Origin of the sequence: Mycobacterium sp. GA-1285, from assembly GCF_001499905.1 — a bacterium.
In the GTDB taxonomy this organism is placed as follows: Bacteria; Actinomycetota; Actinomycetes; order Mycobacteriales; family Mycobacteriaceae; genus Mycobacterium.
Genome location: NZ_LQIS01000006.1, coordinates 56615 through 69394 on the forward strand (window position 1 = coordinate 56615; position 12780 = coordinate 69394).

Annotated in this window: 11 protein-coding genes; 6 read left to right on the forward strand and 5 right to left on the reverse strand. The window is 66.0% G+C overall.

Annotation, left to right across the window (positions count from 1 at the left end):
* The first annotated feature begins 75 nt into the window (after nt 1–75).
* The 5 genes from AU193_RS05165 (at nt 76) to AU193_RS05185 (ending at nt 6024) form a co-directional block, all read left to right on the forward strand.
* The gene (locus tag AU193_RS05165) at nt 76–1455 is read left to right on the forward strand and encodes a rhodanese-like domain-containing protein (protein WP_064421283.1); all 1380 of its coding nucleotides are present in this window, start codon (nt 76–78) and stop codon (nt 1453–1455) included.
* A 207-nt stretch (nt 1456–1662) separates the two neighbouring features.
* Nucleotides 1663–2436, forward strand: coding sequence for a sulfite exporter TauE/SafE family protein (locus tag AU193_RS05170; RefSeq protein ID WP_064421284.1), 774 nt, complete (start codon nt 1663–1665; stop codon nt 2434–2436).
* 17 nt (nt 2437–2453) lie between these two features.
* Nucleotides 2454–3830: a rhodanese-like domain-containing protein gene (locus AU193_RS05175; protein ID WP_064421285.1), complete on the forward strand. Its 1377-nt coding sequence runs from the start codon at nt 2454–2456 to the stop codon at nt 3828–3830.
* A gap of 43 nt (nt 3831–3873) precedes the next feature.
* Nucleotides 3874–4668, forward strand: a complete 795-nt coding sequence (locus AU193_RS05180; RefSeq protein ID WP_064421286.1) for a tryptophan-rich sensory protein — start codon at nt 3874–3876, stop codon at nt 4666–4668.
* 96 nt (nt 4669–4764) lie between these two features.
* Entirely contained in the window at nt 4765–6024 is a 1260-nt protein-coding gene (locus tag AU193_RS05185; protein WP_064421353.1) for an oxygenase MpaB family protein, read from the forward strand.
* On the opposite strand, the gene AU193_RS05190 is transcribed toward AU193_RS05185, so the two are convergent.
* Nucleotides 6025–6696 (reverse strand): L,D-transpeptidase, encoded by a 672-nt coding sequence (locus tag AU193_RS05190; protein ID WP_064421287.1) that lies wholly within the window; start codon nt 6694–6696, stop codon nt 6025–6027. It abuts the gene before it with no gap.
* A 188-nt stretch (nt 6697–6884) separates the two neighbouring features.
* On the opposite strand from AU193_RS05190, the gene AU193_RS05195 reads away from it, so the two are divergent.
* The gene (locus AU193_RS05195; protein ID WP_064421288.1) at nt 6885–8165 is read left to right on the forward strand and encodes an HNH endonuclease signature motif containing protein; all 1281 of its coding nucleotides are present in this window, start codon (nt 6885–6887) and stop codon (nt 8163–8165) included.
* 73 nt (nt 8166–8238) lie between these two features.
* On the opposite strand, the gene AU193_RS05200 is transcribed toward AU193_RS05195, so the two are convergent.
* From AU193_RS05200 to AU193_RS05215, 4 genes are all read right to left on the reverse strand, one after another.
* Entirely contained in the window at nt 8239–9372 is a 1134-nt protein-coding gene (locus tag AU193_RS05200; RefSeq protein WP_064421354.1) for a hypothetical protein, read from the reverse strand.
* Between the two features lie 124 nt (nt 9373–9496).
* Nucleotides 9497–10681 carry an acyl-CoA dehydrogenase family protein gene (locus tag AU193_RS05205; RefSeq protein WP_064421289.1) on the reverse strand — a complete coding sequence of 395 codons (1185 nt, stop codon included), beginning with the start codon at nt 10679–10681 and terminating at the stop codon, nt 9497–9499.
* A complete protein-coding gene (locus tag AU193_RS05210; RefSeq protein WP_064421290.1) occupies nt 10674–11867 on the reverse strand; it encodes an acyl-CoA dehydrogenase family protein in 1194 nt (397 codons plus the stop codon). Before AU193_RS05210 ends, AU193_RS05205 begins: the two co-directional genes overlap by 8 nt.
* A 58-nt stretch (nt 11868–11925) precedes the next feature.
* Nucleotides 11926–12756: an LLM class F420-dependent oxidoreductase gene (locus tag AU193_RS05215; protein WP_064421355.1), complete on the reverse strand. Its 831-nt coding sequence runs from the start codon at nt 12754–12756 to the stop codon at nt 11926–11928.
* Nucleotides 12757–12780: the final 24 nt, after the last annotated feature.

Consider the following 12780-nt stretch of genomic DNA (forward strand, 5'->3'; position numbering starts at 1 on the left):
ACCCCGGGGCGTATTGTCCACTATACCCGGAGGGGTATCGAGGCGATGCCCCGACGATGAGAAGGGACAAAGAAGATGATCTTCGAGCAGTACTACATCGAATGCCTGTCACACGCGTCTTACCTGATCGGTGACGAGTCGACCGGACGCGCGATCGTCGTGGACCCGCGCCGCGACATCACCGAATACCTGGCCGATGCGCGTAGCCACGGGCTCACGATCGAGGGCGTCATCAACACCCACTTCCATGCCGACTTCGTCTCCGGCCACCTCGAACTCGTCCATGCCACCGGCGCCTGGATCGGCTTTGGAGAGGCCGCCGAGACCGACTATCCGATCCGCCGCCTGACCGACGGGGAACACGTGTCACTGGGAGACGTCGACCTGGAGATCCTGTCGACACCGGGCCACACCTGGGAATCGATCAGCGTGCTGGTTCGCGAGCGTGCCGACGCCGAGCCGACGGCCGTGCTGACGGGCGACTCGCTGTTCATCGGTGACGTCGGCAGACCGGACCTGGTCAACATCGGAGACGGCTCGGTCAGCGACCTGGCTCGTGCGATGTTCCACACGATCCACGACAAGTTGATGAGACTGCCCGACCACGTGAAGGTGCTGCCCGCGCACGGCGCCGGCTCGTCGTGCGGCAAGAACCTGTCGACCGAAATCACGTCGACAATCGGCGAACAGCGGGTGAGCAACCCCTCGGTTCAACCGATGAGCGAAGACGACTTCGTGTCGATGCTCATCCACGGCCAGCCCGCCGCACCGGCATATTTCGCCGTCGACGCCGCGATGAACAAGCGGGTTCACCCGCTGCTGCAACAGCAGCGCATGGTCTCCAACATGACACCCGAGCAGATGCGGGCCGCGCTTGCGGCGGGTGTGCGTGTCCTGGACGCACGCGGCGTCGACGATTTCGCCGCGGGCCACCTGCGCGGCTCGGTGAACGTCGGTTTCGACGGGCGGTTCGCCGAGACCGCTGGGATGGTGGCCGAGGTCGGGGAACCGATCGCCCTAATCACTTATCCGGGAGAAGAACAGCAGGCCGCGCTGAGGCTGGCCCGCATCGGCTCGGACAATGTGATCGGCTATCTCAACGTCGACCGCGATGGACGGTTCCCCGCCGAGCTTCAGGGTCTGGTGCAGATCGTCTCTCGGACAACGGTTTCCGGGCTCGACGAGATGCTGGCCGCCGGCGCCGTGACGTTGATCGATATTCGCAACCCCGGTGAGCGAGAAGCCGGTGCAATCTCCGGCTCGATCCACATCCCGTTGGCGCAGTTGCGTAACCGCATGAGTGAAGTGCCGACCGACGAGCCGATCGTGCTGCACTGTGCGGGCGGCTGGCGGTCCAGTGTCGCGGCGTCGCTGCTGCGCGCCAATGGTTTTCGGCAGGTTTCTGACCTGATGGGTGGTTACCACGCGTGGGTCGATGCCCACGCGAGAGTGTGAGACGTCAGTCAGCAAGGAGGCACCATGTGTTACGCAATCCGATGCCCGTCCTGTGGCAAGACGACCTGGGACGGGTGCGGCCAACACGTCGACGACGTGATGCGGTCGGTGCCGGCCGAACAGCGTTGCCGCTGTGTATCGGCGACCGCACCGCCGCGCCGTCCCGGCCGTCGGTTGTGGCGCCGGTAGGCGGGTGCGGGGCAACTCATGGCATTGGCGATCGGCCTAGTGCTCGGCGCGCTGATCGGTGTGCTGCTGGGACTACTCGGCGGCGGGGGTTCGATCCTCGCCGTCCCAGCACTGGTCTACGGCGTGGGTCTCGGTATCGAGGAGGCCATTCCGATTTCGCTGGTCGTCGTGGCCACGGCATCTGCCGTTGGTGTGCTGCCGAAAATCCGTGCCGGGCAGGTTCGATGGCGCATGGCGGGTATCTTCGCGGCGGCCGGTATCCCGGCGACCATTCTCGGCAGCGCCCTCAGCAGACATCTGCCCGAGTCAGCGCTGCTGATCGGGTTCGCGGCCGTGATGGTGGTCGCGGGCATCCGCATGCTGGCCGATCAGGACAACACCGGGACCGCCTGCGAGGTGCGCGCCGGGCAGGTCAACTGGCGTCGGTGTGTGCCGCGGTCGATCGGGGCCGGCCTTGTCGTGGGCCTGCTGACCGGCCTGTTCGGCGTCGGTGGCGGCTTCCTCATCATCCCGGCACTCGTGGTGGTCCTCGGCGTCGAAATGTCCACGGCCATAGGAACCTCGCTACTGATCATCGTCGCCAACTCGCTCGCCGGCATCTTCTCCCATCTTCAGGGCATCAGCGTCGACTGGCCGCTCACCGCGACGTTCGTCGCCGCCGCGACGGTCGCCTCGCTGGTCGCGGGATACTTCGGCACCAAAGTCGACACCGATCGCCTGCAGCGTTGGTTCGCCTACCTCGTCTTCGTCGTCGCCGCATATGTGCTCGTCGACACCATCTTTCTCCGTTGACCACAGAAGGGAAACCCATGGACGTCTCGATCATCGAAACCTCCGGACTCGGTGACCGCAGCTATCTGATCAGTCACGGCGACGTCGCCGTTGCGATCGATCCGCAGCGAGACATCGACCGAGTACTCGCTCTTGCCGGGGGCCTCAAGGCCCGCATCACCCATGTGCTGGAAACGCACCTGCACAACGACTACCTGACCGGCGGGCTCGAACTGTCACGCACCGTCGGTGCCGAGTACGTGGTGCCCGCCGGTGACGACGTGAGTTACCGCCGACGTGCCGTCAGTGACGGTGACGTCATCGACGCCGGGCCAATCCGGTTGGAGGCGGTGCACACACCCGGTCACACCCACCACCACATCAGCTATGTGCTTCGCGACGACAACGACGACGTGCAGGGTGTTTTCACCGGAGGATCGATGTTGTTCGGTACGACCGGGCGGACGGACCTGATCAGCGCGGATGCCACCGAAGAGCTCACCCGTGCGCAGTACCACTCCGTCCGCAAGCTCGCCGATCGCCTGCCCCCCGAGACACCGGTCTACCCGACGCACGGATTCGGCAGCTTCTGTTCGGCCACACCGGCTTCCGGTGATGAGTCGACCATCGGTGAACAGCAGCACACCAACCCGGCATTGACTCAGGACGAACAGAGCTACGTCGACGAGCTGCTGGCCGGACTGTCGGATTACCCTGCGTACTACGCACACATGGGCGTCATCAACGGCCGGGGACCGGCGCCCGTCGACCTGACATCCCCTGAGCCGATCGATCCCGCCGAATTACGGCGCCGCCTCGAGGCCCGCGAGTGGGTGGTCGATCTGCGTAACCGGACCGCTTTCGCCGCCGGACATCTGCAGGGCTCGTTGGGTTTCGAGCTGTCGGGCTCTTTCGTCAGTTACTTCGGCTGGCTGTACGACTGGGGCGCTCCAGTGACACTCATCGGGGAGTCACCGGAGCAGATCGCCGACGCCAAACGTGAACTGGTGCGCATCGGAGTGGACCGGCTGACCGGAGCCGCCACCGGAAACATCGACGAACTGCGCGACGGATTCCCACTCGGCTCATATTCCGTCGCCGACTTCGGCCGGCTGGCCGAACGACGCCGAACGGAGGCGGTGACGGTGCTCGATGTGCGGCAGACCCACGAGTACGAGTCCGAGCGCATCCCGGAGGCGGTGAACATACCGCTGCACGAACTACCCAAGCGGCTCAATGACGTCCCGCCATCAACGGTCTGGGTGCACTGTGCGTCCGGGTACCGGGCGTCGATCGCGGCGTCGTTCCTCGACCGCACGGCCCACGACGTCGTTCTCGTCGACGATGACTTCGACAACGCGAAAGCGAACGGTCTCACTGTGCCAACGCAAACCCAGGATTCGGAGTCCACGTAAACGGGCATGCAGCGCACATCTGCACAAACGTGAGGAGCCCGACGTGGTAAGCCGGACCGCCGACAGAAGATCGATCTCGACGGTGCTGCTGCCGCTTGCCGTCGGTGTGGCCACCGCGGCCACGCTGGTCGTCAACTACCTGGCCAACGGCCTGCCGATCAACGGCCAGACCACCGGTGACGTCACCCGTCGCTTCGAGGTGTACTTCGTGCCCGCCGGCTACGTGTTCTCCATCTGGAGCGTGATCTACCTCGGGCTGATCGCCTACACCGTGTACCTGGGCCTGGCGCTCGCGCAGCGTCGTACCGACAGCGGCGCCGCACGCCCGATCGCGCCCTGGTACGTACTGACCGCCGCTGCCAACTGTTGCTGGCTGTTCGCGTGGCACCACAACCGGTTTCCGCTGAGCATGCTGCTGATGATCGTGCTGCTGGTCGCCCTGATCGTCATCTACCGCCTGCAAGCCTCCCGCCCGCCCACCTCGGCGCTGGAGCGGTGGACGGTGCACATCCCCTTCCGGGTGTACCTGGGCTGGATTTCGGTCGCGACGATCGCCAACGCGACGATCACCCTCGACGACGCCGGGTGGTCAGGGTTCGGTCTGTCCGAGCCGACCTGGGGCGCGATCATGGTCGCGGTGGCGGCCGCACTCGGGTTGGCAATGATCCTGCGCCACCGCGACATGGCCTACGGGCTGGTGATCATCTGGGCGCTGATCGGCATCGCGGTGCGACTGCACGACACCACGTCGGTCCTGATCGCCTCGTTGGCCGGTGCGGCGGTGGTCGGCATCTCCCTGATTCTCTCCGCGCAACGGCTACGAAGCCGAACCGATTGAGGGACCTGCACAGGCGAAGTTCGTTGTCCAGTAAGCCCGGTCGAAGGATGAATCGTTTCGTGTACAGGCGGGACGAGCATGAGATATGACAAAGACATGCTGGAATCGACAGTCCGCCCGCCCGGGGCTCCGTCCGCTTTCCGGTACCCGGGGCTCACCGGCCGCCGGGCCCAGCTGCGAAATGCGGTGAAGCGACTCGCCCATATCGATCTGCTTCCTTCGGATGCGACGGCACAGGCGTTCATCGCGGGCCTGAACGAGGGCGATCCGGTCGCCGAACGCTTCGTCGCCGAGACCTATCACGGTGAGCTCGGTGCGAAGAAGGGGCGCGAGCTGGTCGAGAAGGCACAGCGGGAAGGCATCGACAATGTGCCTGAGGCGCCAGAGTCGATGCGTGCGCTGTTCGAGGAATTCGAACAACTTCCCGCGTGGGTAGACCCGGATCTCGTGGAGGAGGGCGCGGCGGTTTGGCGCCGTTGGGCCTACGCGCTGGGTGCGCTCGGCAACGCCGGCACCAACGACACCTACACCGAGGGCTGGCTGGCAGTACCCCTGTCCCTGTCTGGTGGTTATGCCGGCCAACGCGCCCTGCACCGGTACCTGGAGACGTCGCGCTGGTGGATCGAGGTCTGCCGCCCGGGCGCCATCCTGACGCCAGGATCGTTGGGCCGCAACATTTCCCTGCATGTGCGGATCATGCATGTCAGCGTCCGCGATCGCGTCAGAAAGCACCCGGAGTGGGACGCCGAGCGCTGGGGGCTGCCGATCAGCCAATCCGCCATGCTGCTGACGCTGTTGGGCGGCAGCGTCGCACCGGCGTTCGGCCTGTTTCTTCTCGGCCACCTCACCTCGCCGCGAGAGATGCGCGCCGTTCTGCATTTCAACCGGTACTGCGGTCACCTCGTCGGCGTGCGATGCGACGGCTACTTCCCCGAGACCGTCGCCGATGCATGGCGAATCCTGTTCATGTGCGATGCGGCGCGCAGCTACGACAGCGCAGAAAGCGGCACCGAACTCGTTCAGTCCTTCGTTCCCGCCTTCGCGCCCGCGGCGACGCACCGCGGCCTGCAGCGGCTTCGCGCCGAGTACCACTACCGCCTGCAAGCCGGATATCTCGGCCTGTACATGCTGCCGTGGAATCGTCGTCGCTACCGACTGCCGTCGGTGCTGCCGGGAATCCTGTTGCTGGTCAGCCGCTTTCCCACGATCCTCACGCTCGAGATCGCGCGACGGTTGTCGCCGAAGGTCGATCACTGGTGGCAGACATCCAACCTCGAGCGGTGGGAGAACTGGCTGCAGTGGCAATCCGACGGTAAGACAGCGGCTTTCGAGGCCGCGGTACCGTTGCGCCGCTGATCACGCCCTGGACGGAACCAGCGACGGGCTGCCGACGCCGATGGTGATCTGCGGCGCCGCCGCCGGATCGAGCCACGTCAGCAGTGTGCGCATCTCCTCGCGCCCGATGGCCACACATCCCCACGTCGGGTTCCCGTCGGTCACATGAAGGAAGATTCCCGACACCCGTCCGGGGATCCGCTGGGGGTTCACGGTGATGTTGACCGCATAGTCGTAGACGGGGCCGGAGTCGTACAGGTTCTCGGCGATCGACGATGGTTTACGAGGCCCACGCACATGCGTGTTGTACGTGGGTGAGGAGGCGTCCTCGTCCCACCAGTCCTGGTTCGTGGTCTGAAAGTACGGCATTTTGGTGCCCGGATTGGGTTGGCGGCCGAAACCCTGATCGAACCTGAAGGTTCCCACCGGGGTTCGGTGGACACCGTCAGCGGGGGCTCCGACGCCGAGCGCGCCCACTTTCGCAGGTGTCGGTCCGAGCACAGGCTTCCATTGCCGTCCGCTCCGCTGAAAGGCGGTGAGGGTGCCCGAGGTGGCGTCGGCGGTCGGCACCCCGACGACGATCCACTGCGTCGTCCGGGCGGTCGCCGCGGCGGGCTGCGCCGCCGCAGGCGCGGCGAGCGGTAGGCACAGCAGCGTAACGCCGAGGTACGACAGCGTCTTTCGCAGTTTCACGGGCTACCTCGGAACCGGACTGGAGCGTTCGAATACAGAATCGAGACATCGTATCCGCGGCATATATTGCGAACTGGCCCTCGAAACCTGTTCGCGGCCAAAGCGAGACCGTGTCGCTACTTGGCTCAGCCGGTCCGGTTGATCGGGTGTACCGAACTTGTCGGACCCTTCTGTGATGATGCGGTTTTATGTCGGTCGCTTCGTCGGATGCCCAGGTGGATGCGGGTCCTCAGCAACGTTTGGAGGGCCTGTTCGGGCAGTTGGCCGAGTTGTCGGGGCAGCGAAACGCCATCGATGGGCGCATCGTGGAGATCATCGCCGAGATCGACCGCGACGGACTGTGGGGAGCCGCAGAAGGGGTTCGCTCGGTCAAAGCGTTGGTGGCCTGGAAACTGGGCATGTCAGACACCACCGCCAAGAACGTGGCCGCCGTGGCGCAGCGGATTGAGGAGTTCCCTCGCTGCACCTCCCAGCTGCGCGAGGGCCGCCTGTCGTTGGATCAGGTCGGGGTGATCGCCCAATACGCCGGCGCGGGCTCGGACGATCACTACGCCCAGATGGCGTCGGTGGCCACGGTCAACCAACTCCGGTGTGCCATCAAACTCGAACCGCGCCCCGAACCCGAGCGTCCCCACCCGCGGCGCGGCATCAGCAAGACCGTCGGTGAGCAGTTCAGCACCTACCGCATCACCCTGCCTCACATCGAGGCCGCCAAACTCGACGCCGCCCTGCAAACCCACCGCGACGCGCTCATCGGCGAGCACACCGCCGATCACGGCCCCGACACCGGCGCCGACACCCACGACCGCCGACAACTGGGCGATCTGCGGTGTCGCCCCCCGTTTCCCACCGCCGCCGATGCGTTCATGCGCATCGTCGAGCAAGCCTGGGATAGCGAGGTGGCCCGACGCCCCCACGATCAGCACAGCACCGTCATCGTGCATCTGGATCCCGACAAGCCCGCGGCCTGGCCACACCTGGGCCCGGTACTCTCAGAAGCCGAGCGGCGCATGCTGTTGTGCGAGGCCACCTGTGAAGTGTGGCTCGAACGTCACGGCCAACTCATCGGAGCCGGGCGCTCCACCCGGGTGATCAGCCGCCGGCTGCGCCGGGCCTTGGAGCACCGCGACCGCACCTGCCGGGTGCCCGGATGCTGGGCCACCCGCGGGCTGCACGCCCATCACCTCGTGCACTGGGAAGACGGCGGACCCACCGAACTCGGCAACCTGGTGCTGGTGTGCCCCTATCACCACCGCCTGCACCATCGCGGCGAGATCACCATCACCGGACCCGCCGACCAACTCCTCGTCACCGGCCCCAGCGGTAACCCGCTGGACCCCGGATCACTCGCACGCCCACCCACCCAACCCCCACCAACAGTCCCACCCTGCCGCGGACCCCTCGGCGAACGCGCCCAATGGTGGTGGTACAACCCCTTCCAACCCCAACCACCACCAAGCGACAACTAGCCCCTAACAGACTGGGGCCCAGGAAGATTCACTTGTCAAACTGTGTTGCCCCGGATCACACCGGCATGGCTCGCTACGTACTCAACCCGACCAGCTTCTGGATGAAGCGAACTTCGTCGTTGTCGTGTGCGTTTCCGTCGGGGTGAATCAGGTCCGAGAACCACGTGTCCGGAAGTGTCGTGTACGGCTCGTTCCACGAGTCCCACGGCAGGTAGGTCTGGGTCCGCCCGGCGACAAATCCCCAGTTGTACGCGCCGACGTTGCGCCGCTTGGCAACAGGGAGGATGCCTTCGACCGTGCTGCCGAGGTTGCGGGCGAGGTACTCCGTGCACAGGATCGGCCGGCCCAGCGGAGTGAGTTCGTCGATGCGGTCTTCGAACTCGGCCGGTTTGCCGTAGCTGTGAAAGCTGATGATGTCCGAGAGCTCGAGTTGCAGGCTCGCGATCTCGCTGCGGCTGCCTGGATCTCGCCAATGGCCCTGCCAGACACCACTTGTCAACGGTTGGATCGGCTTGACCGCGCGCACCCACTGGAACACGTGCGGCAGGAACGCGGTGACCAGCTTCTGCTTGTCGGGGTGTTCGACCTTTCGGTAGTCCTTCGCGGGATTGTCCGGCTCGTTCCACACGTCCCACCCCAGAACCCGAGGATCGTTGCGGAAGAGGCCGACCACGCCGGTGACATAGCTCTGCAGCACGCGGGTGTAGGCCGGATCCTGCAGGCGATGTGCACCGGGGCTTTGCACCCAGCCCGAGTTGTGCACTCCCTTGACCGGCGGCCGCTGTGGACCCGCCTTCGGCAACGGATCCCAGCACGAGTCGAACAGGACGAACAGCGGCTTGATGTTGTGACTGGCCGCGATGGAGACGAACTGAGACAGCCGCTGGCTGAAACCGGCCCGGTCCGTCGCCCACAGCTGGTCGTGCAGGAACACCCGCATGGTGTTCATCCCGATTCGCTTGGCCACGCTCAGTTCGCCGGCGATGCGGCGCGGGTCAAAGGTGCCGGCCTGGAACATCTCGAGCTGGTTGACGGCGTTCGAAGTGACATAGTTGGCGCCCAGCAGCCAACCCTGCTCCGCGTACCAAGCGTTGGCGCGGTCAGCCGACCATCGCCCCGTCTCGGCGGCCGCGACGGGCGGCAGTTTGGTCAGCGCCGCGGCGGCTGCCAGATACAGCGGGAGTTTGAGGGCGGTTCGCCGGCGCACCATGCGAACATAGTGGTCACGCCCGAGCTGTTCAGTCCTCGTGTCTCATCTTGCAACGCAACAGGTTTCGAATCGTTATCAATCGGGTGACTCAAGTCACACCGTTGCCGGTGAAGAGAGAGGCTCAGACCGTGAGCCCGTCGGCGACCCGCGGTACCCGTTCCGCCTCGGCGCCGTCGAGCACCATCGTCGCCACCCGGTCCCGGTGTTGTTCGGCGCTGCCCAGCAGAACCGCGTTCGTGGCGGCACGCTTGTAATAGAGATGCGCCTGGTGTTCCCAGGTGAACCCGATGCCACCGTGCACCTGGATCGTGTCGTTGGCGACGTGGGTCAGGGCGTCCGAGCAGACCGCCTGGGCGATGCTCGTGGCGAGTGCCGGATCGTCGGATCCGTCCGTGAGAGCCCAGATCGCGTGATAGGCAGTCGACCTCGCGTGTTCGACATCGACGAGCAGGTTCGCGAGTCGATGCTTGACCGCCTGGAACGATCCGATCGGCCGACCGAACTGCAGCCGCGACTTGGCGTATTCCACCGACAGGTCGAGCAGATGCTTGGCGGCGCCCACCTGCTCCACCGCGAGCAGCGCCGCACCGACCTGTAGCGCATGGTGTATGACTCGGGCGGCTTCCTCGGGTCCGGCGATCATGCGGGCCGGCGCGTCGCTGAACGTCACGTTCGCCTCGGAGCGGGTGAGGTCGAGTGTCGCCAGCGGCGTGCGCTGCACTCCCTCGGCGGTGCCGTCGACGGCATACAAGGCGAGGCCATCGCCGTCGCGGGCGGCGACCAACAGCACGTCGGCGATGCCACCGTCGACCACCTGAGTCACCGTGCCGGACAACGTATCTCCTGCAGCGGTCACCGAAACCGCGTCCGGAGTGAACGCGCCGGCGCGGTCCACCACGGCGAATGCCGCGGTGCGGCGACCCTCGACCAGGTCACCGAGCAGTTCGTCGCGCGCCGGCCCGGACGAGGCGGCCACCAGGGCCGGGATCGCCAGGTACACCGTGCCGAACAGCGGTCCGCAGGCCAACCGCGCCCCCAACTCTTCGATGGCGACGGCCTGGTCGATGAGTGTTCCGCCGACTCCGCCGTCGGCCTCGGGCACCGAAAGGCCCAGCACGCCGAGCTCGCCGCCGAGCCGGGCCCAGATCTTGGGGTCGAACGGCGGGTCGGACTCCATCAGCTCGCGGATCGTCTCCTCCGAGAAGTGTTCGGCGCTGAACTTCCGTACCGCGTCGCGTAATTGGCCCTGTTCCTCGGTGAACTTGTACTCGGCCTGCCCGAGTCGGCTATCGGCCTGCTCAGCCACGAGGGACCTCCTTCCACGGCATACCGGCATCGGCACGCAGATCGCCGGGCAGCCCGAGGATGCGTTCTCCGAGAATGTTCCGCATCACCTCAGACGTTCCGCCTTCGATCGTGTTGGCCCGGCTGCGCAGGTACCGCTGCTGGATGGGACCTTGCCAGTCACGTTCACCAGTGCCTGCTCCCTGCTGATAGCCGTGGTACAGGATCCCCTCGGGGCCAAGGAAATCCATGCACCACTGGTAGATGTCCTGGTTGAGCTCGGCCCCGACCAACTTGCCGATCGATCCCTCCGGGCCCGGCCCGCCGACGGTCGCGGCGGCGCGGGACCGTTCGGAGGTGAGCCGTTGCGCCTCCGAGCGCAGCCACAGCCGCGTGAGGCGGTCCCGCAACACCGGGGTTTGGCGCTCAGGGCGCGACGCCCACAGTCCGGTCGCGTCGGCGATGGTGCCCGCGCCGCGGCGGCTACCGCTGCCGCCGAGCGCGGTGCGTTCGTTCATCAGCGTCGTCATCGCGACAGCCCAGCCGTTGTCGACCTCGCCGAGGCGGTGCTTGTCCGGGATGCGGGCGTCGCTGAAGTAGACCTCGTTGAACTCGGCCTGCCCCGTCATCTGGCGCAGCGGCCGCGTCTCGACACCCGCCCCGTGCATGTCGATCACGAAGTACGTCAGGCCCTTGTGCTTGGGCACATCGGGATTGGTGCGCGCGAGCAGCAATCCCCAGCGCGCCCGGTGTGCCAGGCTGGTCCACACCTTCTGGCCGTTGATGACCCAGTCGTCACCGTCGCGCACGGCCGACGTCGCGAGCCCGGCGAGGTCGGAGCCGGCTCCCGGCTCGGAGAACAGCTGGCACCACAGGTCGTCGGTGGTTGCCAACGGCCGCAACCACTTTCGCTTCACATCCTCGGTCTGCGCGTGTTCGCGGATGGTCGGCGCTGCCATGCCGTAGCCCATCGGGTTGAGCCCGAGGGGTACCGGGCCGCCCGCGCCCTGCAGAATGCGGTCGGCGACGGCCTGAAGGCCTCGGGACACCCCGAGCCCACCGAGGCCCTCGGGAAAGTGCACCCACGTCAGACCGGCGTCATAGCAAGCGCCGAGAAACTCCGGGATCGGCACGCTCTTCGGGTCGTGGTCGGCGACGACCCCGCGCGCCAGCTCGGCGACCCGATCGCCATCAGCGTCATTGCTCATAGGTGTCACGATAGGAACTCGACACGCGTCGAGAAACATCGGGACCCACGAACACCGGCTAGCCGCGGTACTCGGCGACCCTCTCGGCGTACTGGTCGAGCAGCCGCAGCGACTCGTCGTGGGGTTTGGTGGGCAGCAGCAGGTTGGCCTGGCGGTAGCCGAGGTCTTCGAGAGCGCGCCAGTAATCCGGATCGATCGGCGTCCCGAAAGTCGTCAACGGGACGTCGTGACCCGCGCCGTCACGCATTTGATCGATCCTTTTGGCCAGCCTCTCGACCGGCAGCGGGTTGGAGATCCAACCAGCTCCATGGCGGATCACCCGCTTGACCGTGGCGTCGGAGTCGCCGCCGACCACGATCGGTGGATGGGGTCGCTGAACCGGCTTCGGGCGCAGGAACGACGAGTCGAAATCGACGAAACGTCCGTGATACTCGGCGGGTTCGTCGGTCCACAACGCCTTGATGGCCTCGATGCGTTCGTCCAACAGCGCACCGCGGGTCTTGGGGTCGGTGCCGTGATGGCGCAGCTCTTCGATGTTCCACCCCGCGCCCACACCGAACACGAACCGGCCACCTGAGATCAGGTCGATGCTGGCCGCCTCCTTGGCGGTGATGATCGGATCGCGCTGAATCAGCAGCGCGATGCCGGTGATCAGCTCGATCTTCGAAGTCACCGCCGCCGCCGCGGCCAGCGTGACGAACGGATCCAGGGTCCGGTAATAGACCTTCGGCAGGTCCCCGCCCATCGGATACGGCGACTGCCTGCTCGCCGGGATATGGGTGTGCTCGGCGACCGCGAGTGCGTGAAAGCCTCGCTCCTCGACCGCACGAGCCAACGACAGGGGGTCGATCGTGTCGTCATTGACGAAGGTGGAGATCCCGAATTGCACGCTGCCCTCGCTTCCGTCGATGCG

Excerpts from the sequence above, each read along its gene's own strand:
- AU193_RS05165 (WP_064421283.1), top strand. The coding sequence starts at position 76 with ATGATCTTCGAGCAGTACTACATCGAATGCCTGTCACACGCGTCTTAC.
- AU193_RS05195 (WP_064421288.1), top strand. The coding sequence starts at position 6,885 with ATGTCGGTCGCTTCGTCGGATGCCCAGGTGGATGCGGGTCCTCAGCAA.
- AU193_RS05185 (WP_064421353.1), top strand. The coding sequence starts at position 4,765 with ATGCTGGAATCGACAGTCCGCCCGCCCGGGGCTCCGTCCGCTTTCCGG.
- AU193_RS05170 (WP_064421284.1), top strand. The coding sequence starts at position 1,663 with ATGGCATTGGCGATCGGCCTAGTGCTCGGCGCGCTGATCGGTGTGCTG.
- AU193_RS05175 (WP_064421285.1), top strand. The coding sequence starts at position 2,454 with ATGGACGTCTCGATCATCGAAACCTCCGGACTCGGTGACCGCAGCTAT.
- AU193_RS05210 (WP_064421290.1), bottom strand. The coding sequence starts at position 11,867 with ATGAGCAATGACGCTGATGGCGATCGGGTCGCCGAGCTGGCGCGCGGG.